Consider the following 22,645-nt stretch of genomic DNA (forward strand, 5'->3'; position numbering starts at 1 on the left):
GCGCGGATCAAAGATCGATGCTCGCCGTCCAACCTGCGCGTGAGGCGACGCCGGCCCCGGAGCCGCTGGTATCCGTCGCCGGAGTCCAGAAAACCTACTACACGCGGCAGGCGCCGGTGCACGCCGTAGCGTCGGCGTCGCTCGACGTAGCACGCGGCGAATTCGTCTCCCTGCTCGGGCCCAGCGGCTGCGGCAAGAGCACACTGCTGATGATGATTGCCGGACTGGAGCGGCCGACCGGCGGATCGATCCTGCTCGGCGGCACCGAAGTCCGGCAGCCGCGGCGAGAGATCGGCATCATTTTCCAGGATGCCACGCTGTTGCCATGGAAGAGCGCGCTCGACAACGTGCTGTTTCCGGTCCGCATTCTCAAACTGCCGATGGAGGCCTATCGTCGGCGCGCCCGTGAGCTGCTCGCCATGGTCGGCCTGTCGGATTTCGAGCACAAGAAGCCGTCGCAACTGTCGGGCGGAATGCGACAACGCGTGGCGATCTGCCGCGCGCTTATCCACGATCCGGATATTCTCTTGATGGACGAACCCTTCAGCGCGCTGGATGCCATCACCCGTGATCAGATGAACGTCGCGCTGTCGGAGATTCTGGAGACCTATAAGAAGACCGTCATCTTCGTCACCCATTCCATTCGAGAAGCGGCGTTTTTATCCGACCGCGTCGTGGTGATGGGCGGGCGCCCGTCAAGCATCGTGCTCGACATGAAAATGCCGTTTGAACGGCCGCGGCGTTTCGAGATCGAAGAGACGGCTGAATTCGCGGCGGTGTGCCGAAAACTGCGGCTGACCATCGAGGAGGCGCATAGCGGCGCGCCTTCGCCGGATCGAACGGCGCAATCGCGCGGCACGATCGAGTGAGAGCGCAGATGAGCTCAAGCGGACTTCCCTCGACCGGGATGGGCACGGAGACCGGCGCGATCATCGCAGGTCCCGCGGCACGGGATGCCGGACTGAGCCGCCTGAGGAGCGCGGGGTTGCCACTTGGGCTCGCGGCGATCGTGCTGGTCGCCTGGCAGCTTGCGGTCACGCTGGGGCACATCCCGCCCGTCATCCTGCCGTCGCCGATCTCGATCGGGAAATATATTTATGAGCGTTACGACATCCTGCTGATGCATGCGGTGCCGACGACCCTGGAATCGGCGGCTGGCTTCGTGATCGCGAGCCTGCTCGGCGTCGGGCTGGCGATCCTCATCACCTATTCGGAAATTGCCCGCGAAGCGCTTTACCCCAACCTCGTCTTCTTCCAACTGATCCCGAAGATCGCGCTGGCGCCGCTTTTCATCATCTGGCTTGGGATCGGCTCGCAATCGCGGATCGCTTTTGCGGTCTTTATCGCGTTCTTTCCCGTCGTGATATCGACATCGGCGGGTTTTGCCAGCGTCGACCGCAGCATGCTGCGGCTGTGCCGCGCGCTGACCGCCAATGAGTGGCAGATCTTCTCCAGCGTGCGATTTCCAGCGGCGTTGCCTTACATCTTCAGCGGCATGAAAATCGCGATCACTCTTGCGATCATCGGCGTCATCATCGGTGAATTCATCACCGCGCAGGCCGGTCTCGGCTATCTGATCATCTTTGCAACCGCGCGCGCCGATACGGAAATATCGATGGCCGCGATCGTCGTGCTCTGTGTTTGCGGCCTGCTGCTCTACGGCCTGGTGGCGCTCGCTGAATCGATCGCCAACCGGTTTTATTCGGCGGAGACTCCATGAAAGTCATTTCAGATGTATCGCCGTCAATGGAACCGGCAGCCTTGTCCGAAGAACCGGAATCGCTGTCGGCCGGCGTCGTTCATCGCCTCGAACTCGAGATCCTGAAAGGCCAGCGCAAGCCTGGCGACCGCCTCGATGAGCGGCAACTGGCCGATCATTTCGGCGTTTCGCGGACACCGGTTCGCGAGGCGCTGCAGCGGCTCGCGGCGAGCGGGCTCGTGGTCTCGCGCGGCCGCCAGGGCTTGCAGGTCGCGCAATTATCGCTTGCCGATCTGCTCGATGCCTTCAGCGTGGCCGCGGAGATGGAAGCGCTGGCCTCGGCGCAGGCCTCACGCCGTATACGGCCCGAACAGCGCGACCGTCTCGAGGCGGCGCACCAGGCTTGTGCGGCCGCCGCAAATGTTCGCGACGTCGACGGCTTCTACGAGGCCAATCTCGAGTTTCACGAAACAATTGCCGCGGCCAGTCACAACCGGGTCTTGCGCGAGGAATTGCGCCGGCTGACGGTGAAGATCTCGCCGTATCGTAGAACTATCACGTTCCAGCCGGGCCGCATGGAATCCTCCATTCCCGAACATGAGCAGATCATGCAGGCGATCTTCCGCGGCGATGCGATGCAGGCCGCCCAGGTCATGCGATCCCACGTCACGCTGCTAGGCGACGGGCTTTCCGATCTCCTGCACTTCCTACGGCTTTACGGCGACCGGAAACTGTTGTCCGAACTTGCCTGAGGCTCGCGGAGCCGGGTCATTCAGGCCTGCCGCGCCGGCATCACGCGGCCGTTGCTGGCCAGCAGCTCGCGCAAATCCCTGATCGCCGGGAAAACCTCCTGATTCCAGTCCGCGCCTTGGGCGTCGTAAGCCGCCTGCTCCATCTCGACGATGATGCGGTCTTCCTCGAACACCCGATCGGTAAACCAGGCGAGAATCGGCCACGCCAGGTTCAGCACGCCGGGAATTTTCGGCCGGCGAACCGAGAGCACGATGAACGAGCGGTTCTTCCGTTGCTCGGCATCGACCGGCGTGTAACCGAGCCAGACGTGCAGTACCGGCGCCTCGCCCGACGTCCAGAAGCGCAGGCTCTGGTGCGGATACTCGGTCCGGATGGTCATGCGGTCGCGTGGCTTGGAGGTGTCAAGCCGGAAGCTTCCCATGATCAGGGATTCGCCAATTGGCTGCTTCGAGTCCGGTCTGGCGAAGGTATAGTCGAGTTCCATCCATCCCTCGCCCGCCCGTTTGCCGAGATAGCGCGGCGTCACCTTGCCCGTGGTGCGGCGGTGAAGAAACTGATGGTTCATGTCCATCAGGTTTTCATGCATGAAGGTATAGTGGCAATTCACGACCTGGCCGAAGCGTCGGGTCTTGTAAGACTTGTCGCCGGCAGCGCCGAGACTTGTCGGCTGCGGCGCCGCGGGCAAACTTCCCGGCCAGATAAAAACGATTCCATCGCATTCGCAGGCCGGATAGGTTCGCACGCCATTTGGCTGCTTGCCTTTGCCAAGATAAGGAACGTCACACTTTCCGGAAGCGTCATAACTCCAGCCGTGATAACAGCAGTGAATCCGGCAGTCTTTCACGGTGCCCTTTGATAACGGCACCTGGCGATGGGCGCAGCGGTCTTCCAACGCGTACAACTCGCCCTTTTCGGGACGCACAATGGCGATCGGCTCGCCTGCGAACGAGGTCCCGACCACCTGTCCGGGTTTGATCTCATGCGACCAGGCGACCGGATACCAATGGTCCGGATGTGCGCCCACCCGGCGCAAGTCAGGCGCCTTGCCGGCGTCGATTTCGGGATGCTTCAATTCCTGGTCCACGTTCTCAATTCCCTGCCGCGCCCCCAAGATGGATCGCGAGGATCTCCTCAGGGATCTCGTTGACCTCAATCGTCTGAGCGTTGCTGCCGACGAACTCCAGGACCGTGGTCTCGCCTTCGCGCCGCATTCCGCCCACGAGCGAAATGTTCACGTGGTAGGGCTTACCCGTGCCGACGCGCGTGCACTTGATCCAGAATTGCCTCAGATCTGCCCGCCCCCGATAATGTGCTCGAAAAACGACGATCGTATGTTTCGTCAATCGAAGCCAGTCACCGTCGCGTGGGCACTCCACGCATTCACACCCCTTCCACAGCCAACCAGATCTTGCTCCGAACGAATCGTTGACACGCCAGCGCGAATATCACCACATATGGGCGTCACGGTCCGTCATGCCCCAAGGTATGGCGGCTAAGAGGGAAGCCGGTGAATTGCGCCACTGATGTCTAATCGGCGCGCGAAAATCCGGCACTGCCCCCGCAACTGTAAGCAGCGAGTTGCTCCCGATTGATGCGTCACTGATGCGGCTTCGCATCGGGAAGGCGTTGGGAGCGACAGCGACCTGCAAGTCAGGAGACCTGCCGCGACAGCAAAAAACGTCCACGGGCGGGGTGTCCGGCGGTCGCTTGCATGCGCTGTCCGGCCAACCGCTGCCCGGACAATTCTGCGGCGTCCTCGCTTCGCCCCGTCAAATTCGAAAAACGCTCACCACGGGGCCATCTGATGTCGTTAGACCTGCACGCGGAAACTGCTTCCGCTCCCATCACCCACTTGCGTCCGGATCCGCTCGCTGCTGTCGAAAGCGAGCCGTCCATGCAGATCATCCGCCGCAACGGCAAGGTCACCCCGTTCGATTCGGCCAAGATCGCGGTCGCCATGACCCGCGCGTTCCTCGCGGTCGAGGGCAATAGCGCCGTGGCCTCGCGGCGCGTGCACGAGATCGTCGAACAACTGACGACAGACGTCGTGACCGCGCTGATGCGACGCGCCGGCGAAGGCCGCACCTTTCATATCGAGGATGTGCAGGATCAGGTCGAACTCGCGCTGATGCGGAGCGAGAACCACAAAGTGGCTCGTGCCTACGTGCTTTATCGCGAGGACCGCGCGCGCAAACGCGCCGAAGAGATCGCGGCGCAAGCCACGGATGTCGCCCGATCGACGATCCACGTCACGCAGGCGAACGGCTCGCGCGTCAAGCTCGACAGCAAGCGGCTCGAACTCATCATCACCGAGGCCTGCGCCGGTCTCGAGGACGTATCCCCTGCTCCGGTGCTGGCGGAGACCTTGCGCAACCTCTATGACGGCATCAGCCAGGACGAATTGGCGCTGGCCTCGATCATGGCCGCGCGGACGCAGGTCGAGCAGGAGCCGAATTACGCCTATGTCAGCGCCCGTCTGCTGCTGGACAGACTGCGCGGCGAGGTGCTGTCATACGTGCATCGGATGCCGATCAATGCCTCGCAGGCTGAGATGGCACTGCGATACGCCGAATATTTCCCGGAATATGTCAGGACCGGCATCGATGCCGAACTGCTCGATCCCGAACTCGCGCGCTTCGATCTCGCCAAGATCGCTGCCGCACTGAAACCCGATCGCGACCTGAAATTCCAGTTCCTTGGCCTGCAGACGCTTTACGACCGCTATTTCCTGCATGTCCGCGGCAAGCGCATCGAGTTGCCGCAGGCGTTCTTCATGCGGGTTGCGATGGGACTGGCCTTGCGCGAGATCGACCGCGAAGCCAAAGCGATCGAGTTCTATGATCTCTTGTCGTCATTCGACTTCATGGCCTCGACGCCGACCCTGTTCAATGCCGGCACGCTGCGTCCACAGCTTTCCTCGTGCTTTCTCACCACAGTCTCGGACGACCTCGACGGCATCTTCAAATCGATCAAGGACAACGCCCTGCTCGCCAAATATTCCGGCGGGCTTGGCAACGACTGGACGCCGGTGCGCGGACTTGGCGCCCATATCAAAGGCACCAACGGTGAGAGCCAGGGCATCATTCCCTTCCTGAAGGTAGCCAACGACACCGCGATCGCCGTCAACCAGGGCGGCAAGCGCAAAGGCGCCGTTTGCGCCTATCTCGAGACCTGGCACGTCGATATCGAGGAATTCCTCGATCTGCGAAAGAATACCGGCGACGACCGCCGCCGCACCCACGACATGAACACGGCCAACTGGGTGCCGGATCTGTTCATGCAGCGGGTGCAGGTCGATGGCGAGTGGACGCTGTTCTCGCCGGACGAGACGGCCGACCTGCACAACCTCTATGGCGCGGACTTCAAGGCGGCCTACGAGGCATATGAAGCCAAAGCAAAGGCCGGCGGCCTGCGCGTCTTCAAGACGCTGCGGGCGAGTGACTTGTGGCGGCGCATGCTGACGATGCTGTTTGAGACCGGCCATCCCTGGATCACCTTCAAGGACCCCTGCAATCTGCGATCGCCACAACGGCATGTCGGCGTGGTTCATTCGTCGAACCTGTGCACCGAAATCACGCTCAACACGTCCGTCGATGAGGTCGCGGTCTGTAATCTGGGCTCGGTCAACCTGCTCAATCACGTCGGCAGCGAAGGGATCGATCACGCCAAGCTCAAGCGCACGGTGACATCAGCGGTGCGCATCCTCGACAATGTCATCGACATCAACTTCTATACGATCCCGGAAGCGCGGCGCTCCAACCTGCGTCACCGCCCGGTCGGGCTCGGCTTGATGGGGTTCCAGGAAGCGTTGCAGGTCCAGCGCATCCCGATCGCCTCCAATGAAGCTGTCAACTTCGCCGATCTCAGCATGGAAGCGATTTCTTTTCACGCGATCGAAGCTTCCTGCGATCTTGCCGCCGAGCGCGGCTGCTATCCGAGCTTTTCGGGATCGTTATGGTCGAAGGGCATCCTGCCGATCGACTCGATCGAACTTCTCGCCGAAGCCCGCGGCGGGCTGGATCTCGACCGCTCCTCGACGCTTGCCTGGGACCGCCTGCGCACCAAGGTGAAGTCTACCGGAATGCGTAATTCGAACGTGATGGCGATCGCGCCGACCGCGACGATTTCCAACATTTGCGGCGTGTCGCAGTCGATCGAGCCCAACTATCAAAACCTGTTCGTCAAATCGAACATGTCGGGTGATTTCACGGTGGTGAACGACTTGCTGGTGCGCGACCTCAAGGCGCGCGGCCTGTGGGACGATGTCATGGTGTCCGACCTGAAGTATTTCGACGGCAGTGTCGGCCAGATCGACCGCATTCCTGACGACCTAAAGGCGCTCTATGCCACCGCGTTTGAGATCGATAGCGCGTGGCTGATCGAGGCGGCCGCGCGCCGGCAAAAATGGATCGATCAGTCCCAGTCGCTCAACCTCTATATCGCCAATCCCTCCGGCAAGAAGCTCGATGCGCTTTATCGTCTCGCCTTCAAGCGCGGGCTCAAGACCACCTATTACCTGCGCTCGCGCTCGGCGACCCACGTCGAGAAATCGACGCTCAAGGGCATCGACGGCAAGCTCAACGCGGTCTCGGTCGCGTCTGCGATCTCGCACGCGCCGATCATAATGCCGGCGGCGCCTGACCTTGAAAGTGTCAAGGCCTGCCGGGTCGACGATCCCGATTGCGAAGCCTGCCAGTAAGGAGACAACGATGCTCGACTGGTCAGATACCGAGCCGACGGGGGCTTCGCAGCTTCAGACAATCAACGCTTTGCGGAGGTCGCCGCAGGCGAAACCGGCTGACGCCGCGGCCTCAGGCCCGATCGATCGCAGCGGCGGCCGGGTATCGGTCGACGAAAAGCGCATGATCAACTGCCGCGCCGACGTCAATCAGCTCCTGCCGTTGAAATATAAATGGGCCTGGGAGAAGTACCTCGCCGGCTGCAACAATCACTGGATGCCGACGGAAGTCTCGATGCAGGCCGATCTCGCGCTGTGGAAGTCCCGCGATGGCCTGACCGAGGACGAGCGGCGCGCCATCAAGCGCAACCTCGGCTTCTTCGCGGCCTCGGAATCACTCGTGGCCAACAACATCGTGCTCGCCATCTATCGGCACCTGACAAACCCCGAATGCCGGCAATACCTGCTTCGCCAGGCCTTCGAGGAGGCGGTGCACACCCACACCTTCCAGTACATCGTCGAAAGCCTCGGTCTCGACGAGGGCGAACTGTTCAACATGTACCGCGAGATCCCCTCGATCACCGACAAGGCAGCCTGGGCGCTGAAACACACGCAGAGCCTGGAGGACCCGCAATTCTCCACGGGTACGGCGGAGACCGACCGGGCTTTCTTGCGCGACCTGATCGCGTTCTATGTCGTGTTCGAGGGGATGTGGTTCTATACCGGCTTTGCCCAGATTCTCTCGCTCGGCCGTCGCAACAAGATGGTGGGCATCGCCGAACAGTACCAATACATCCTGCGCGACGAGAGCATCCATCTGAACTTCGGGATCGACGTCATCAACCAGATCAAGATCGAGAACCCGCATTTGTGGACGGCTGAATTCCAGGACGAGGCGCGCACGATGATCCGGCAGGCGGCCGAGTTGGAGGCAGCCTACGGGCGGGACACGATGCCGCGCGGCTTCCTTGGACTCAATGCCGGCCTTTGCGAACAATACATGCACTTCATCGCCAATCGCCGTTGCGCTCAGATCGGACTCGCGCCGGTGTTCGCCGAGGCCGAAAATCCGTTTCCCTGGATGTCGGAGGCCATGGACCTCAAGAAGGAGAAGAACTTCTTCGAGACTCGCGTGATCGAATATCAGAACGGCGGTGCACTCAGCTGGGACTGAGACGAAAGCCGGCCTCGATCAGTCTGGCCACGCAAACGCTCCGGATGTCGCCGGGCGTTTCGCTTCGCGCTTGATTTGGTTCAGGCCGGGGCAATTGTCGGTCGGATGCGGCTTGCACAGCCGCATTCGCAGCCGATATGCGGTTACAATGTCGTGAGCCGTATCCGCTCATGGAATGAAGTCTTTATGGAGGGTGTCTAATTCGGTAATGAGAGACCACCAAGAGGAAACCCACATGAAGAAGATCATCCTGCTATCGGCCGCGACGCTGGTCGTCCTCACGGGCTCGGCGATTGCGAGGCCGTGGACTGCTGGCTCCTACGGCCAGAGTATCTATTGCGCGACCCGCGAAGCCGGAAATCCCCACAGCAAATATTGCGACTACATGGCCTGGAGCGGCTGGCGCCGGCGTGGCGGCTGGGATGCCTCGCTCGACAACGCCTGCATGATGAACCCGAGTTTCGTCCCGGCCGAGTGCGGCGGCCGCTAGGCTGCGGGGTAGTCAATCAGGCGCATGGCGCAATCGCCGGCGCCTTGATATCTAGCCGTCATGCAACCCAACTACGTGGCCCTCGCCGTCGTGGTCGCCTACATGGCGGGGCTTGGCCTGCTGACCAGCGTCGTGCAGCGGTCGGTCACGACGGCAACGACCTTCACCTCGGGCACCACCGGCTCCGGGGTTCCCGCCGTTCTCGTCGGCCTGATGCTGATGTCCGAATTCATCGGTACCTCGGCGAGCGTCGGCACGGCACAGGAAGCCTATATTGCCGGAATTTCGGCGGCGTGGAACATCATCGCGCTCGGCGCGGGCTTTCTGTTCTACGCCTGGTTTCTCGCCGGGAAGTACAAAGAGTCCGGGCAGAACACCATCTCGGGCGTGTTCGCCGAGGTCTATGGGCCCTCAACCAAGATCGCCACCTCGCTCGTCATGATCTTCGCGCTGCAGATCGTGGCGGTGGCGCTTTACGCCGGCGGCGGCGCCATCCTCAGCGTGCTGCTTGCGGTGGATCGGACGCTCGCAACCGTCCTTTGCGGGGTCGTCGCGGTTCTCTATGTCTTCGTCGGTGGCATGAGGTCCGTGGTCTATACCAACGTCATTCACTCGCTGATGAAATATGCCGGCGTTGGCATCGCGCTGTATTTCGGGCTGACCAAGGTTGGCGGCTTCGATCAGTTGCAGGCCCGTCTGCCGGCGGAGATGTTTTCCTGGACCAATGTCGGCGTCAGCCAGATCTTCGCCTGGTTCATCGCAGGCATGGGCGCGACCTTCTCGACGCAGTACGTCATTCAGGCCATCAACACCGTCGAGAGCCGGCAGAAGGCCCAGGTCGCCAGCTTCAGCGCAGCCGCGTTGCTGATACCGTTCGGCATCGCCACCGCCCTCATCGGCATGTGCTCGCTGGTGCTCCATCCCGGCATCAAGTCGATCAACGCATTCTCGGCGTTGATCGGCGACATGAACGGTCCGATGGCCGGCATCGTCGCCGCAGGACTGGCAGCCTCGCTGTTCGGCACGATTTCCGCGATCAGCGTTTCCACCGCTACCCTGCTCTACAAGGATTTCTACCTGCGGTTCGTGAGCGCCAAAGATGATGAGCGCCGCTCTCTCCTCTTCGTGCGGGTGACGACCGTGGTGGTCGGTTTGTTGCCGATCGCGCTTGCGATCTACGCGCCGAACGTCCTGCAAGTCACCTTCCTGGCAAAGGCGATCCGGGCGTCCCTGTCTGTCCTCGTGCTGCTGGTCTTTTACGCGCCGTGGCTCGGCACCAGAGGCGGCGCGCTGCTCAGCATTCTCGGCTCGCTGGTCGCAACGATCGGCTGGTTCCTGATGGGCAATCCGTTCGGCATCGATAACGCCTACGTGGCGTTGGTCATCCCGCTGGTGGTGATGGGCACGAGTTCATTGCTGACGAGAGGACGGGTTGGCCCGACGAAGCCGCCACACGAATTCCGCTGAATTTTCGCGAAAACGGCGCCCATTTGTCCGTAGTTCTCCTGCCGAGAACAAAGTTCCAGCGTTCCCGGTCATGGCGGCGTCACCTGAACCAGTCAGGCTCAAACTTTGCGAAGTAGCCGAGCGCTTTCGCTCTCTGGGGTAGGTGAAAAAGGGCGGCGCCCGGCTACTCGGCCGCGCGGCGGTGCGGCCTTTTAATAACAGCATCAATGATTTAAAATTTCGTCTTCATTCACCATCACAAGCGCGAATGGCACGCGTGATATCACGCGAAAACGAAACCGCCGTGTACCTCGATTGGCGCACGGCGATTTCAGTTTGGGTGGGCCTATGGCTTACAGCTTGATACGGAACCCCGTCACGACCGCGGCCGTGCTGATGTCGTGACCAGGCGCCGGCCCCGAAAAGTTAATGCCTTGGAGGACCTTGGTGCCGGGGTTACCCGGGAAAGCCGCCGCCAGACCGCCGCTCACCTGGGCCCAGGTCGCGCCGGCATAGACGTCGAGATGTTTGTTCAGGGCATAGTCGGCCAGCAACGAGACCTGGTCATAGCCGCCGGCGCACGTGATCGCACTCGCGCCGCCGGTCGCCGGACAGGGGTTGTTGTCGGCAACGTAAGAGTTCTGGTTCACGTGGTAGTACGCGCCGGTGAGACTGAGCCCCCAAGCAAAGTCGTATTTCGCGCCCGCCCAGTAGAAATTGAAGACGCGCGCAGTCGTGAAGGCGTTGTTGTCGAGCGTTGTGAGCAGGTACCCACCGGCAGCGTCACCCTGCGTGATCGGCGTGGTCGGATTGGCGTTGCGGACGTTGGAATAGCCGGCGAAAATCGTGAACTTGTCGACCGGCATCGGCTCTGCCTTGACGGCCTTGGTGTAACCCGAATAGGCCGCACCACCCGGTCGGCCAAATTCCCACGTATACTTGCCCATGACCGATATTTCCTGGTCGTCGGACATGTTCGCGAAGAGCGACGTGCTGTTGAGCGGAAGGTTGGCTGCCGACTGCAGGTTCACCGCGCCGTGCTCCTTGGTGTAGGTCGCCTCGGCCGAGAAGCCCCCAATGTGGCCGCCGAGCACGAAGGCGTAAGCGTCACCGAAAAAGCCGGTGGCATTGCCGCCGCTCGAATACATGATGCCGGCGATGATCGGGCCGTTGTCGTAGACGTACTTGACCGAATTATCCCAGCGCGCAGCTTCCGTGCTGCCCGCGCCGCCGTTCGTGCCGGAATAGCCAAGCAGCGAGAGGGCGTAGGACAGCGCCATCGGGTCATACATCGCAATGCCGTCGAGCTGGAACGAGTTGTTCCGGCCGATCGTCAACTGACCGTATTGCTGATTCCTGATGCCGCCCCAGAGCTGCCCATTGAAGGCCTGGCCGCAGCGACCGCTGTCGGCATTGGACGTCTGCTGATTGTAAGCAATGCCCGCGTTCTGGAGAAACGAGCTACAGCCGTCGGAAAGAGTGCCTCGCAGCGGATCGACGCCGGTGTCGAGACGTGCAATCGCTTTCCATTCGCCGCCCAACGGCTCTTCGACCTTCACGCCGATGAAGGACTGCTGAAGCGCGCTGTGTTGAACCGTCGCGATCGACTGCCCGGTGTAGTTGCGGGTCGTCGTGAACGGTGAGTATTCGAGAGCTGACACCACGGCGCCCAGTGGCCGCCCGTTGGTCTGATAGGCACCGCCGAGATCGAGCACGCCGATCGGTGTGATGCCCCAGAAGGTCAAATTTTCGGGGATCGGATCCGGCACTTTCGGCGGCGTCCAGTCCGCAGCGTAGGCGCTGCCTGCAAGCCCCGTCATCGTCAGCGCAATCGCAAGCGCTTTTTTCATTTTTAGCCCCCAGATTTTTCGGTCCATGATTCGTTATGTTTGGCCCAACATAACGATCCGATATATACGAAGGGACATAACGAGCGCGAAAGTGCAACCGTGCAACAGTGTGGCGCGAAATCAATGCGCGCGGTCTATTGCCGGATTTGTGATCGCGAAGATGGTATTGGGCTATTCCGCCAAGAGCTAGGAGCCCTTGCTTCGTTGGCCGATATCCGCCCGCAGGGCCTGCAGCTCCTTGCGCGCGGCGCTTTCGGCCGAACGCTCGATCTTCCGATAGCGCTCCACCAGTGATAGCCCGAACGGCGTCAGCATCGCACCGCCGCCGTTCTTGCCGCCCGTCTGCCGTTCGACGGCAGCCCGCTGGCAGATCCGGTTGATTTCATCGACCAGGTCCCAAGCCCGCTTGTAGGACATGTTCATGGCCCGCCCAGCGGCCGAGATCGAGCCGCAGCTATTGATGTTCTCGAGCAGAAGAATCTTGCCCGGACCGATCCGCCCTTCCGGGTCCAGGTCGATCCGAACGCTGAGCGAGGGCAACGATGTCGCCGATGGTTTGCGCATGATCCGCCCGATCATTCCGACCGGCGAGACTGATCTCGCCGGTGCCGTCGCTATTCAAACGAGTCAGTAACAACTGCGCGGGTCGACCTGAACGTACTGGCCCGACGGATACCTGTAGTAGCAATTGCCTTGCGCGAGATAGTAGCCCGGACGCGCCGCGGCCTGCGCCCCGGCGATCGCACCGATGGTACCGCCGGTGATGGCGCCAACCGCAGCGCCGACCGGCCGACCGCTGATCAAACCGCCAAGAACGCCACCGACGATCGCGCCGCCGACAGCACTCGCCGCCGGATCCGGGCCGGGCGGCGGGGGCGGCGGCGCGTAGGCTGCCGCGGGCGCCGGATAGCCGGCGTCCGGACCAATGTCATCATCCGGACCAACGGCGACATCGTCCATCACCTCCACATCCGACACGTAGGCCGGAGGGCCTTCCATCGGTTGCGGGTAGAAATACCAGACGCCACCGACATCCCACCACCAGCCATAGCGGCCGTTGTGCATCTCATGGCGCCACCGCCCGCCCTCCCAGGCCACACGCCCGTGATACGGATGGCCACCATAATTCCGCGCCGGGAAGTTCCCGCGCACCATCCGCTGTCCCTGCGGAGCTTGGACGCCTTGAACTCCTTGGGCCCTCCGCACCTGCATCTGGCCTTGGCCCTGCGGTGCTCCCACCTGGGCCTGACCTGGCCGGGGAGCACCCTGCCGTATTGCCGGCGTTCCAGGCTTTGCCTGCCCTTGCTGCGGCGGCTTCTGTTCATGCTCCTGGGCTCGCGCTGGAAGCGCAAAAGCGGCCACGGCCGATATCAACGGAACGGCGATCCACAAGCGTTTGAGAGCACGCATGGTGATGTCTTCTCCACTGCCACGAGAGCAAGCATTATGGATCAGCCGTGTGTCGAAATCTATGGCAGCGCATGCCTTCGACATGCACACACATGCAATGCCGCCGTATTGCCACAAACTCGAGGCGGCCGCCGGCCGGCATGCCCGGCGGGTTTTTGCACCGGAGCCTGATTTCTTCGTGTTGCATGGTCTGCCGTTCGCTTTATAGACCTTAACGTCGCGGATTTGACATTCGCCGGCCACGCCGCCGACCGGCATCTTCGGATCTGCGCATCCGAAGCGGAACATCTGGGGCTTATGGCCCACGAGGACTGCACATGAGAAAATTGCTTGCCCTGATCGTCGTCCTGTTCGCCACGGCTGCCTTGGCGCAGCAAGACGATGCGCCGCCCCCCGCCGCAAAGCCGGCCCCACATGCCAAGTCAAAGGCTGCCAAGGGCAGCCCTTCGAAATCACTGGCCGAAAAGCTGCTCGCCTGCCTCGAGATCGACGATGAGACCAAGGACCGGCTCGACTGCTACGACGCAGCCGTTCCGCCCAAGCCGCCGAAGCAGAAGGCGGGAGCAGCGAACGGCGTGATGGATTGTCGCTTTGTCAAGGAAGAGGACGAACGGTTGAAGTGCTTCAACGGTTTTGCCGAGAAGATCCCGAAATTTTCGTCGCGCTAGCCGGATACGAATGCTGGGGTGGGACGACTGACCGCCCTCGAATTGCGGTTCCTGCTTCATCCAGTCTGTTGATAAGCCTGCCCTCGCCGTTTTCGGCCTGATCGCGGCCGCCCTGGCATGTTATCGACGTTTACGGCCTGCACTTGACGAAAGAAATATCATGCGGATTACCCTCGTCGGCTCCCGCCATTTCGGCGTGACGACCCTGCAAATGCTGCGGCAGCATGACGTCGATGTCGTCAGGGTTGTCGTTGCGGACGCAGACGACCGCCTTGCCGCGGCGGCTCAAGCGGCCGGCATCGAGGTGGTCGTGCAGGCCAATCCAAAACTTGTGACCGCATCCGAAATCGCCGGCGGGACCGATTTGATCGTGACCGCGCATAGCCATGCGCGCGTGGCCAAAGATGCATTGGCGGCCGCGCGTCTTGGCGGCATCGGCTACCATCCCTCGCTGTTGCCAAGGCATCGCGGGATTGCGGCCGTCGAATGGACTATTCGCGAAAAGGACCCGATCGCCGGCGGCACCGTGTACCACCTCGCGGACCGGATGGACGCCGGCGCGATCGCGGCGCAGGACTGGTGTTTCGTTGGCAAGGACGAGACCGCTCGCCAATTATGGGAGCGTGCCCTGGCGCCGATGGGCCAAAGATTGCTCGCCGAGGTCGTCGATTACGCCAAAAAGCACGATGCCCTTCCGGCCAAGCCCCAGGACGAACAATTCGCAACTAACGCGCCGGCTCTTGCGCCCTGAGATCAGCGGGTAAGTATCGCAGAAATCGAACCGGCTTGTCTTGGCGGTGTCGATTCCTGTCATAAATCCATGTTTTGGATGCGTTTTATCCCTGAATATTGGACCGATATCGGTCGCGGCCGCACGCCCGGCGTGCACGATCACAAGGGATAAAATTTTCGTTCGGACCAGGGCACCCGCAGCAGGATCGCCCCGCGAGGGACTTGTGCTCTTATCGATCAATGTGCATATGCGAACGGCCAGCGCAGCGAAATGCCGGATGGGGGAAGTGGAATGGAGCATCTGAGTAGCAAGAAGACACCTTTCGGCTTTACACGTCGCGCGCTATTCGCCGCCGCGACGCTGCTTGCCGCGTCTACCTGGAACAGCACCGGACATACGCAAGGCGCCGGGCCTTTCGCCGGCATGGCGGGCGTCTGGAGCGGCGGCGGCACGGTGACGCTGGATGACGGTTCGAACGAACGTATTCGTTGTCGCGCGACCTATGCGGTCGGCGCCGGAGGCAATGGTCTGCAACAATCCCTGACCTGCGCCAGCGACAGCTACAAGTTCAACCTCACCAGCAATGTGATGGCGCAGGGCGCGGCAATTTCCGGAACCTGGAGCGAGACCAGCCGCAACATCAACGGCAACCTCGAGGGACGCTCGAGCCCGGGTGTGCTGCAGGTCACGGCCGCGGCTCCCGGCTTTACGGCACACCTCTCGCTGACCACACGCGGCAATAAGCAGTCGGTGGTGATCAGGGCCGAAAACGGCTTTAAGGGCGCTTCGATTTCGCTGACGCGCAGCTAGTCTGTTTCTGGATATCCGGAGGCCCGCGGATCGCCACGATGGCGCCGCCGGCCTTTCTGTTGGACAACCGCAAAAGTGGTCGGTGCCTTGCCGAGTTCATCTATGGCGAGCGGCTGGACGCGTTCACCGTATTAGGTGCGGCCCTCCTCCTGGCCGGTAATCTTATGAACCTGAAGCCGTCGGCGCCAAAGCCCGTGCAGGCCGACGTCTGAGGCGGCACAGTCGACTATTTTCCTGCAACCTTACGCAAGGTCTCGTTGATACGGTCCTGCCAACCGGCGCGATCGGCCACCGTTCTCCACGCCGCGCTGTGAGGAGGCAAGGCCGACGCCGCGGCCCGGCGCCACTCTCATTTCCCCCGGACCAGCAATACCGGCGTGGTCGCGACCCGGATCACACCTTCAGCGACGCTACCGAGAATGAAGCGGCGAATGCCTCGTCGGCCGTGCGTACCGACGACAATAATGTCCGCCGGCCAACGGGTGGCCTCATCCGCAATGGCATCGTAGACATGCTCGCCCGGCATCTCGATGACGCGCAATTCAGCCTCGGTCGGTATGCCCGACTTCTCCGTTATGGCGCGACCGTCCGACAGCAGCTTCCGGCCCATCTCGCGCATCGCATCCTGATATGCGACGACCTGACTTGGCATTTCCAAATCCATGTAAGTCGGGATCAAGTCAACGACGTGAACAAGTCGAATTGTCCCGCGCCCGTCGCTGGCCAGCTTGATGGCCTCGCTTAGCGCCAGGTATGAAGTGTCACTTCCATCCACTGCGACCAGGATGCGCTTGTACACGTCGGTTATCCTCCATTGTGCAAGACCGCCTATCGCCCTTATGTCAGTGGATCTAAGCCGGGCCCGTTTGATCTATCTCAACTGTTGCGAAGCCGTAACCATTGCGAAATCAGCCGTTATCGATGCCCCATCCGATCCGCGCCCAGAGCCTCTCATGGAGCAGATAGCCAAACGTCGTGTAAATATTGCTCGCCACCATGAAACCGACAGCAACGCGCACCGTCCCGCTGAACAGATAGATCGTCACAAAGTCGAGACACATGATGAGCAGGCGATAGGTGATAGCCTTAACAAATGATCGGCGAGGCGTGACCTTCCGCGACATAAGAGTGCTCCCAAGATGGTCCTGCAGCAGCGAACCAAAGTTCCGGGTTGCCGCTCCGATTCAGCATCTGGCGGCCAGCCAGCGGAACTCCACCTGCTGGGATCGGGCCGGGGCAGAGATGGGGGAAGTTACGGAACGCTCCGGCGAACAAAATCCTGATCAGAGATCGCGGACGTCACTTTGAGCTGAATCAATCCGGACCCGTCACCAGGATGGATCTCGCTTGCCGAGCGGTACGTCTCGTCGTGTTGGTCGCGGGGTCAGGGCTGCTTCCCAGCCGCCTTGCGCAAGGCCTCATTGATGCGGTCCTGCCAGCCGGGACCGCCGTGCTGGAAATATTCGAGCACGTCCTGATCGATCCGCAGCGAGACCAGCTCCTTCACGCCCGGAATCGCATTGGTCTTGGGCGGAGCTTCCGCCTCCTTCTTTGTCACCTTCTTGAAGGCCGCCTCGGCTTCGGTGCGGGCATCGTTGAGGGTTCGCGGTCGGCGCGGTTGATCCACCACTGGTCAAATTCCTTCAAACAGCACAGTCGAGAGGTAACGCTCCGAGAACGACGGCACAACGGCCAGAATGGCCTTGCCGGCGTTTTCCGGGCGTTGCCCGAGCCTGATCGCAGCCGCGATTGCGGCGCCGGACGAAATGCCGCCGGCAATTCCCTCGTTGCGAGCCATGGCACGGGAGGTCTCGATCGCCTCGGCGCTGCCCACCTTGACGATCTCGTCGATGACGGAGCGATCCAGGATCTCGGGAATGAAACCGGCGCCGATGCCCTGAATCTTGTGCGAGGAATGCTGGCCGCCCGAGAGCACCGGACTTTCCTCCGGCTCGACGGCCACGATCCGCACCGCCGGTTTGCGCGCCTTGAGCACCTGGCCGACGCCAGTAATCGTTCCGCCGGTGCCGACCCCTGCGACAAAGATGTCGATATTGCCGCCGGTATCGTTCCAGATCTCTTCCGCTGTGGTGCGGCGATGGATCTCGGGGTTGGCGAGGTTCTTGAACTGCTGCGGCATCACGGCATTGGGCGTCGTCCGCACCAGCTCTTCGGCAGTCGCGATCGCCGCCTTCATGCCCTGCCCGGCCGGCGTCAGCACGATCTCGGCCCCGAGAAAGGCCAGCATCTTGCGCCGCTCGACCGACATCGATTCCGGCATGACCAGTTTCAGCCGATAGCCGCGCGAGGCCGCCGCAAAGGCCAGCGCAATCCCGGTATTGCCGGACGTCGGCTCGATCAGCACGGTTTCGGAATTGATGAGGCCGGCCTTCTCCAGCGCCACAATCATGGCAACCCCGATGCGGTCCTTCACGCTGGCCGCCGGATTGAAATATTCAAGCTTGGCTAAAATCGTCGCGTTGGCGCCGCGCTGCTGCGGCAGGCGCTGCAGCCGCACGATCGGCGTGTCGCCGATCGCCTCAACGACGCTGTCAAAAACGCGGCCGCGTCCGTGATGTTGCGCGGCACGCGTCGTTAACGATTCTGCCATTGGCTCTCACTCCCCCGGATCAAACGCGTTTGTATTTCGAAGTCTTGTTTCAATAACTGTTCAAATCGTGACGAGCCTCACCGCCGTGCAGGCAACGCTGCGCCAAAATTCGCTGCGCCGCAAAAATTCGCGCCACGTCAAATATCGTAAAACCAACGCATTTGTGTTGCGGTGTAGTCAAACAAATTGTTGTATGATGCAAAATAGCTTCAGTTCGCAGGGGAGGCCACGATGTCAGCAGTCGCTGAAGTCCTGTCCACCGTTTCGCATAGTCCGCGTGGGAGTGATCTGCCGACGTGCCCGGTGTGCGCGGATTCGATGGTAGCCGCCGAGGCGTCGGCCTATCTCGCCGACAATGTCGTCAGCTATCTCTGGACCTGCGACACCTGCGGCTATGGTTTCGTGACCAAGCATTCGCTGAAGCGTATGGTCTGTAACTGAGTTCAACATAGTTCACAGCTGCGGTTTGATCGGCGAACGCTTGGTGTCCGCCGTGCGCGCCATCTATTCTCCGTTGTCAGCGATGCTGGCGGCGGCCGCGCCCGATCAGCGCAGCGCGATGTCGCCCTGCTCCCATTCGCTTTTCGTGCGCGCGCGAAACTCCGCGAACGTTCCCCGCGCGATCGCCTGCCTGATGCCATCCATCAGCTGCTGGTAGTAGGCGATATTGATTTCGGACAGCAGCATCGCCCCCAATGTCTCGCCTGAACGCACCAGATGGTGCAGATAGGCGCGCGAATAGTTGCGCGCGGCCGGCCACGGGCTGGTTTCGTCGAGCGGCCGCGGATCATCGGCGTGACGCGCGTTGCGCAGGTTGACCTGGCCATGGCGCGTGAAGGCCATGCCGTGGCGGCCGTTCCGCGTCGGCATCACGCAATCGAACATGTCGACGCCGCGCGCCACGGCCTCCAGAATATCCTCGGGAGTGCCCACCCCCATCAGATAGCGCGGACGGTCCTGGGGAAGCACGGGGCCAACCTCTTCGATCATCGCCAGCATGACCTCCTGCGGCTCGCCGACCGCGAGGCCGCCGATCGCGTAGCCATGGAAACCGATGTCGACGAGACCCCGCGCGCTCACCTGCCGAAGCTCTGGCACGTCGCCGCCCTGCACGATGCCGAACAGCATGTAACCGGCGGGTGCGGTCTCGAAGGCGCGCTTTGAGCGCTCAGCCCAGCGCAACGACAGCTGCATGGCGCGGTCGATGTCGCTGCGCACGGCCGGCAAGCGGACGCATTCGTCCATCTGCATCACGATGTCCGAGCCAAGCAGCCGTTGCACCTCGATCGAGCGCTCCGGTGACAATTCGACGATCGCACCGTCGATATGCGAGCGGAACGTGACCGCCTCTTCCCTGACCTTGCGAAGCTCCGACAGCGACATCACCTGGAAGCCGCCGGAATCCGTCAGCATCGGGCCGTTCCAGCCCGTGAAGGCCTGCAAGCCGCCGAGCTTGGCCACGCGCTCCGCGCCGGGCCGCAGCATCAGGTGATAGGTATTGCCGAGCACGATATCGGCGCCGGCATCGCGCACCTCGCGCCAGTGCATGCCCTTCATCGCGCCGGCGGTGCCAACCGGCATGAACGCGGGCGTCCGCACCACCCCGTGCGGGGTCGTCAGCCGGCCGGTCCTCGCCTGGCCATCGGTTGCGAGCAGCTCGAAATGATTGGGAAGGCTCATGGAAACGGCTTATGGCGCAATCACCTCGCCCTGTTCAACCGCGAGTTAAGCCGATTTTGGGTAAAAACGATTGACCGTTTCCTCAGTCTTGCCCATAAGTCGCCCCCCATGATGTTCGCGACCACCAAAACCACGACCAAAACCAAGCCCTCCGGGGGCTCGGGAGGCGTGCGCGCGTAGTCAAACGACCGCATCATCTGATCCGAAGCCCCGCACCATCCGGTCCGGGGCTTTTTTATTGCCCTCAGCCCTTAGGAGACGAACATGCCAAGAGACTACGTTGTCGCCATTGCCGGCGTGACCGGCGCGGTCGGCCGGGAATTCATCGCCACCCTCAACAAGCGCGGCTTCCCGATCAGAAAGCTCAAGGCGCTGGCCAGTCGCCGTTCCGCGGGCAAGACGCTCGACTTCCGCGGCCAGACGATTGAGATCGAGGAATTGCGTGAAGATTCCTTCTCCGGCGTCGACATCGCGCTGTTTTCCGCCGGCAGCAGCGTGTCGCGGAAGTTCTCGCCGCTTGCGGTGAAAGCCGGCGCCGTCGTCATCGACAATTCCTCCGCGTTCCGCATGGACCCCAATGTCCCGCTCGCAGTCCCCGAGATCAACGGCCGGCGCATCGCCGAGCACAAGGGGATCATCGCCGTTCCCAATTGTTCGGCGATCACGGCGCTGATGCCGCTATGGCCGATCCACCGCCAGAACCGCATCAAGCGCATGATCATTTCAACCTATCAGGCGGCATCCGGCGCCGGCGCCGCCGCCATGGGCGAACTGGTCGCCTCGACCCGCGCCAGCCTTGCCGGCGAGAGCTTCACGCCCCGCGTGCTTCCCCACCCTTACGCCTTCAACGTCTTCAACCACGATACGAAGATTGATCCCGAGACCGGCTACAACGAGGAAGAGACCAAGGTCATCAAGGAGACGCACAAGATTTTCGAAGATGACCGGATCGCGATCGGCATCACCTGTGTCCGCGTACCGGTGCTGCGCGCCCACAGCCAGGCCATCACTTTCGAATGCGAAAAGCCGATCTCCGAAGACGAGGTTCGCAAGATCCTGACCAACGCCCCCGGCGTGCGGGTCATCGATGACCGCGTCCGCAACTACTTCCCGATGCCCATTGAAGCTTCAGGACAGGATGACGTACTGGTCGGCCGCATCAGGCGCGATCTCAGTGACCCCACCGGTCACTCGATCTCGCTGTTTGTCTCGGCCGATCAGTTGCTCAAGGGCGCGGCGCTCAACGCGGTGCAGATCGCCGAATTGCTGCCTGAGCGCGTGCCGGCGTAATACATCGTAATCTCCGCCCCTTGGCCTAAGCCCCTCACCAAATGGAGAGGCTTGGCCGTCGGGTTCGTCTCGGATACTGAGCAAGGTCGAGCAAACCACGGCACGGGATCGCGCATGACAACCACCTCGCTTCTGAGAACCGCCTCAATCATCTCGCTGTTCTTTGCGCTCGGCCACACGCTCGGCGGGCTCAAGCAATGGTCTCCGATGGGAGACAACGAGGTTCTGAAAGCGATGGCGAGCGTGCGCTTCGATACCATGGGCACGAACCGGTCGTACCTCGATTTCTACATGGGGTTCGGTTGGTCTTTGAGCGTCGCCCTGCTATTGCAGTCAGCGCTGTTATGGCAAATCGCGTCTCTCGCGCGCTCCGAGACTGTCCGGCTGAAGCCGATCATCGGGATATTTGCCATCGCCACCCTCGCAAGCGGCGTCATCGCCTGGTTTTACATTTTTCCGGTGCCGGCGCTTTTCGCGGCCGCCCTGCTGATCGTGTTGGCCGCCGCATATGTGAAAGCACCGGCGTAGTCAAACCTGTATTCCGAAGCATGCGGCATCAGCTTTCAAGGCAAAGCGGACGCTCGCTCGCCGCCACGGCGTGTTGCGTGTTTTTGCAGCCGGAACTAGACGCGAATGCCGCGTCGCGGGCCGATATGGCGGCTGCTGGCCCGGCTATGCCCTGACTGTCCAGTTGTACGGGTCCGACCGGACCATCGTTGCCGCCGGCGTGAAGGCGTGTCGCGCAGATACATCGGCTCGAGCCGAATTTTGGTAAGTCTGTCCCCACCTGATCGGCGGCGAGAAACCGCGAGCGCACAACTTGCCGCGTGATATGCGTCTTCGATGGCCCGGTGCGCCCCGTCACTGGCGCATTTCGCCGACCCGTAGGCTTCCGAGAGATTGATGAGTTCGTGGCCGGCAAGCGCGAGGTCGAGGCCGCAAAAGGTCATCAGGCCACAGACGGTACGTTCGGTTTCGCTCAGGGCCACAAGTTGAGCGCCAAGCGCGCCAAAAGTGAGCTGGGCCTGTCGAACGTTTTGCGCGGCCCAATCGTGCTCGCGAATCTGGCGAGAACTGACTGCTGTCTCGCGCGGCTCTGGCAACGTGATGTCACGGAAGGCGAGCAGCCGCTCCAGCGCTCGCTGTCGAAGCTGAAGAATCGCCTGGATAGGTTGGCCGAGCAGTTCGACGGCAATCTGACCGAGAAAGAACACGGCAGGAATCATTATCAGGAAGACATACCACTGCATGTCGCGCCCCAATCGGTTCGTCGGTTCAGATCTGGCTTTTGTGCGCCTAACCGGCACTTCAATTGCGCGGGGGCCGAATTCGTCTCGGCTCATTTCGAATTCC

24 protein-coding genes, 1 pseudogene and 1 riboswitch are annotated in these 22,645 nt (G+C 61.8%); of the genes and pseudogenes, 14 read left to right on the top strand and 11 right to left on the bottom strand.

The features are described 5' to 3' along the window. Positions 1–17: 17 nt before the first annotated feature. From VFL62_RS07790 to VFL62_RS07800, 3 genes are read left to right on the top strand one after another with little or no spacing between them, the layout of a single operon-like run. Positions 18–869 (top strand): ABC transporter ATP-binding protein, encoded by an 852-nt coding sequence (locus VFL62_RS07790; RefSeq protein WP_325171788.1) that lies wholly within the window; start codon positions 18–20, stop codon positions 867–869. Between the two features lie 8 nt (positions 870–877). Then, positions 878–1,720 carry an ABC transporter permease gene (locus tag VFL62_RS07795; protein ID WP_325171789.1) on the top strand — a complete coding sequence of 281 codons (843 nt, stop codon included), beginning with the start codon at positions 878–880 and terminating at the stop codon, positions 1,718–1,720. Beyond that, positions 1,717–2,451 (top strand): GntR family transcriptional regulator, encoded by a 735-nt coding sequence (locus tag VFL62_RS07800; RefSeq protein WP_325171790.1) that lies wholly within the window; start codon positions 1,717–1,719, stop codon positions 2,449–2,451. Before VFL62_RS07795 ends, VFL62_RS07800 begins: the two co-directional genes overlap by 4 nt. Positions 2,452–2,471: 20 nt before the next feature. Here the strand turns inward: VFL62_RS07800 and VFL62_RS07805 are convergent, their stop codons facing one another. Both VFL62_RS07805 and VFL62_RS07810 read right to left on the bottom strand, forming a co-directional pair. Beyond that, positions 2,472–3,536, bottom strand: a complete 1,065-nt coding sequence (locus VFL62_RS07805) for an aromatic ring-hydroxylating dioxygenase subunit alpha (protein ID WP_325171791.1) — start codon at positions 3,534–3,536, stop codon at positions 2,472–2,474. 4 nt (positions 3,537–3,540) lie between these two features. Next, positions 3,541–3,795: a hypothetical protein gene (locus tag VFL62_RS07810; protein WP_325171792.1), complete on the bottom strand. Its 255-nt coding sequence runs from the start codon at positions 3,793–3,795 to the stop codon at positions 3,541–3,543. 104 nt (positions 3,796–3,899) lie between these two features. Further along, positions 3,900–4,133: riboswitch (cobalamin riboswitch) on the top strand. Between the two features lie 123 nt (positions 4,134–4,256). On the opposite strand from VFL62_RS07810, the gene VFL62_RS07815 reads away from it, so the two are divergent. From VFL62_RS07815 to VFL62_RS07830, 4 genes are all read left to right on the top strand, one after another. After that, on the top strand, positions 4,257–7,151 hold the full coding sequence (locus tag VFL62_RS07815) for a ribonucleoside-diphosphate reductase subunit alpha (RefSeq protein ID WP_325171793.1): 2,895 nt from the start codon (positions 4,257–4,259) through the stop codon (positions 7,149–7,151). Positions 7,152–7,161: 10 nt separating this feature from the next. Next, a complete protein-coding gene (locus VFL62_RS07820) occupies positions 7,162–8,304 on the top strand; it encodes a ribonucleotide-diphosphate reductase subunit beta (protein WP_325171794.1) in 1,143 nt (380 codons plus the stop codon). Positions 8,305–8,539: 235 nt separating this feature from the next. Then, positions 8,540–8,794, top strand: a complete 255-nt coding sequence (locus tag VFL62_RS07825; protein WP_325171795.1) for a hypothetical protein — start codon at positions 8,540–8,542, stop codon at positions 8,792–8,794. A gap of 60 nt (positions 8,795–8,854) precedes the next feature. Next, the gene (locus VFL62_RS07830; RefSeq protein WP_325171796.1) at positions 8,855–10,261 is read left to right on the top strand and encodes a sodium:solute symporter family protein; all 1,407 of its coding nucleotides are present in this window, start codon (positions 8,855–8,857) and stop codon (positions 10,259–10,261) included. Between the two features lie 332 nt (positions 10,262–10,593). On the opposite strand, the gene VFL62_RS07835 is transcribed toward VFL62_RS07830, so the two are convergent. From VFL62_RS07835 to VFL62_RS07845, 3 genes are all read right to left on the bottom strand, one after another. Next, a complete protein-coding gene (locus VFL62_RS07835; RefSeq protein WP_325171797.1) occupies positions 10,594–12,090 on the bottom strand; it encodes a porin in 1,497 nt (498 codons plus the stop codon). Between the two features lie 186 nt (positions 12,091–12,276). After that, positions 12,277–12,654, bottom strand: a complete 378-nt coding sequence (locus VFL62_RS07840) for a winged helix-turn-helix domain-containing protein (protein WP_325171798.1) — start codon at positions 12,652–12,654, stop codon at positions 12,277–12,279. A gap of 63 nt (positions 12,655–12,717) precedes the next feature. After that, entirely contained in the window at positions 12,718–13,500 is a 783-nt protein-coding gene (locus VFL62_RS07845) for a hypothetical protein (RefSeq protein WP_325171799.1), read from the bottom strand. Positions 13,501–13,817: 317 nt separating this feature from the next. Between VFL62_RS07845 and VFL62_RS07850 the strand changes: the two genes are divergently transcribed. The 4 genes and pseudogenes from VFL62_RS07850 to VFL62_RS07865 form a co-directional block, all read left to right on the top strand. Beyond that, positions 13,818–14,168 (top strand): hypothetical protein, encoded by a 351-nt coding sequence (locus VFL62_RS07850; protein WP_325171800.1) that lies wholly within the window; start codon positions 13,818–13,820, stop codon positions 14,166–14,168. A gap of 160 nt (positions 14,169–14,328) precedes the next feature. After that, positions 14,329–14,919, top strand: a complete 591-nt coding sequence (locus VFL62_RS07855; RefSeq protein ID WP_325171801.1) for a formyltransferase family protein — start codon at positions 14,329–14,331, stop codon at positions 14,917–14,919. 273 nt (positions 14,920–15,192) lie between these two features. Continuing rightward, complete coding sequence (locus VFL62_RS07860; protein ID WP_325171802.1) at positions 15,193–15,711, top strand: hypothetical protein; 519 nt, start codon at positions 15,193–15,195, stop codon at positions 15,709–15,711. Positions 15,712–15,809: 98 nt separating this feature from the next. Next, positions 15,810–15,923, top strand: a pseudogene (locus VFL62_RS07865) (EamA/RhaT family transporter); the annotation flags it as partial. A 137-nt stretch (positions 15,924–16,060) separates the two neighbouring features. Here VFL62_RS07865 and VFL62_RS07870 read toward each other — a convergent pair. The 4 genes from VFL62_RS07870 to cysK form a co-directional block, all read right to left on the bottom strand. Beyond that, complete coding sequence (locus tag VFL62_RS07870; RefSeq protein WP_325171803.1) at positions 16,061–16,510, bottom strand: universal stress protein; 450 nt, start codon at positions 16,508–16,510, stop codon at positions 16,061–16,063. A gap of 109 nt (positions 16,511–16,619) precedes the next feature. Further along, positions 16,620–16,835, bottom strand: coding sequence for a DUF2061 domain-containing protein (locus VFL62_RS07875; protein WP_325171804.1), 216 nt, complete (start codon positions 16,833–16,835; stop codon positions 16,620–16,622). Between the two features lie 260 nt (positions 16,836–17,095). Then, entirely contained in the window at positions 17,096–17,341 is a 246-nt protein-coding gene (locus VFL62_RS07880) for a BrnA antitoxin family protein (protein ID WP_325171805.1), read from the bottom strand. A gap of 3 nt (positions 17,342–17,344) precedes the next feature. Beyond that, positions 17,345–18,322, bottom strand: a complete 978-nt coding sequence (gene cysK, locus VFL62_RS07885; protein WP_325171806.1) for a cysteine synthase A — start codon at positions 18,320–18,322, stop codon at positions 17,345–17,347. 231 nt (positions 18,323–18,553) lie between these two features. Here cysK and VFL62_RS07890 point away from each other — a divergent pair, with 231 nt between their 5' ends. Beyond that, positions 18,554–18,763 carry a hypothetical protein gene (locus VFL62_RS07890; protein ID WP_325171807.1) on the top strand — a complete coding sequence of 70 codons (210 nt, stop codon included), beginning with the start codon at positions 18,554–18,556 and terminating at the stop codon, positions 18,761–18,763. A 105-nt stretch (positions 18,764–18,868) separates the two neighbouring features. Here VFL62_RS07890 and tgt read toward each other — a convergent pair whose 3' ends face one another. Next, positions 18,869–20,002: a tRNA guanosine(34) transglycosylase Tgt gene (tgt, locus tag VFL62_RS07895; protein WP_325171808.1), complete on the bottom strand. Its 1,134-nt coding sequence runs from the start codon at positions 20,000–20,002 to the stop codon at positions 18,869–18,871. A 264-nt stretch (positions 20,003–20,266) separates the two neighbouring features. On the opposite strand from tgt, the gene VFL62_RS07900 reads away from it, so the two are divergent. Next, complete coding sequence (locus tag VFL62_RS07900; protein WP_325171809.1) at positions 20,267–21,292, top strand: aspartate-semialdehyde dehydrogenase; 1,026 nt, start codon at positions 20,267–20,269, stop codon at positions 21,290–21,292. Positions 21,293–21,343: 51 nt separating this feature from the next. Beyond that, positions 21,344–21,820 (top strand): LIC_13387 family protein, encoded by a 477-nt coding sequence (locus VFL62_RS07905; protein ID WP_325171810.1) that lies wholly within the window; start codon positions 21,344–21,346, stop codon positions 21,818–21,820. 95 nt (positions 21,821–21,915) lie between these two features. Here VFL62_RS07905 and VFL62_RS07910 read toward each other — a convergent pair. Continuing rightward, the coding region (locus tag VFL62_RS07910) for a hypothetical protein (protein WP_325171811.1) at positions 21,916–22,645 on the bottom strand (730 nt) is incomplete at its 5' end.

Origin of the sequence: Bradyrhizobium sp., assembly GCF_035701725.1 — a bacterium.
Taxonomy (GTDB): Bacteria; Pseudomonadota; Alphaproteobacteria; order Rhizobiales; family Xanthobacteraceae; genus Bradyrhizobium.

Excerpts from the sequence above, each read along its gene's own strand:
- VFL62_RS07790 (WP_325171788.1), top strand. The coding sequence starts at position 18 with ATGCTCGCCGTCCAACCTGCGCGTGAGGCGACGCCGGCCCCGGAGCCG.
- VFL62_RS07795 (WP_325171789.1), top strand. The coding sequence starts at position 878 with ATGAGCTCAAGCGGACTTCCCTCGACCGGGATGGGCACGGAGACCGGC.
- VFL62_RS07800 (WP_325171790.1), top strand. The coding sequence starts at position 1,717 with ATGAAAGTCATTTCAGATGTATCGCCGTCAATGGAACCGGCAGCCTTG.
- VFL62_RS07815 (WP_325171793.1), top strand. The coding sequence starts at position 4,257 with ATGTCGTTAGACCTGCACGCGGAAACTGCTTCCGCTCCCATCACCCAC.
- VFL62_RS07820 (WP_325171794.1), top strand. The coding sequence starts at position 7,162 with ATGCTCGACTGGTCAGATACCGAGCCGACGGGGGCTTCGCAGCTTCAG.
- VFL62_RS07825 (WP_325171795.1), top strand. The coding sequence starts at position 8,540 with ATGAAGAAGATCATCCTGCTATCGGCCGCGACGCTGGTCGTCCTCACG.
- VFL62_RS07830 (WP_325171796.1), top strand. The coding sequence starts at position 8,855 with ATGCAACCCAACTACGTGGCCCTCGCCGTCGTGGTCGCCTACATGGCG.
- VFL62_RS07835 (WP_325171797.1), bottom strand. The coding sequence starts at position 12,090 with ATGAAAAAAGCGCTTGCGATTGCGCTGACGATGACGGGGCTTGCAGGC.
- VFL62_RS07840 (WP_325171798.1), bottom strand. The coding sequence starts at position 12,654 with ATGCGCAAACCATCGGCGACATCGTTGCCCTCGCTCAGCGTTCGGATC.
- VFL62_RS07845 (WP_325171799.1), bottom strand. The coding sequence starts at position 13,500 with ATGCGTGCTCTCAAACGCTTGTGGATCGCCGTTCCGTTGATATCGGCC.
- VFL62_RS07850 (WP_325171800.1), top strand. The coding sequence starts at position 13,818 with ATGAGAAAATTGCTTGCCCTGATCGTCGTCCTGTTCGCCACGGCTGCC.
- VFL62_RS07855 (WP_325171801.1), top strand. The coding sequence starts at position 14,329 with ATGCGGATTACCCTCGTCGGCTCCCGCCATTTCGGCGTGACGACCCTG.
- VFL62_RS07860 (WP_325171802.1), top strand. The coding sequence starts at position 15,193 with ATGGAGCATCTGAGTAGCAAGAAGACACCTTTCGGCTTTACACGTCGC.
- VFL62_RS07875 (WP_325171804.1), bottom strand. The coding sequence starts at position 16,835 with ATGTCGCGGAAGGTCACGCCTCGCCGATCATTTGTTAAGGCTATCACC.
- cysK (WP_325171806.1), bottom strand. The coding sequence starts at position 18,322 with ATGGCAGAATCGTTAACGACGCGTGCCGCGCAACATCACGGACGCGGC.
- VFL62_RS07890 (WP_325171807.1), top strand. The coding sequence starts at position 18,554 with ATGTCAGCAGTCGCTGAAGTCCTGTCCACCGTTTCGCATAGTCCGCGT.
- tgt (WP_325171808.1), bottom strand. The coding sequence starts at position 20,002 with ATGAGCCTTCCCAATCATTTCGAGCTGCTCGCAACCGATGGCCAGGCG.
- VFL62_RS07900 (WP_325171809.1), top strand. The coding sequence starts at position 20,267 with ATGCCAAGAGACTACGTTGTCGCCATTGCCGGCGTGACCGGCGCGGTC.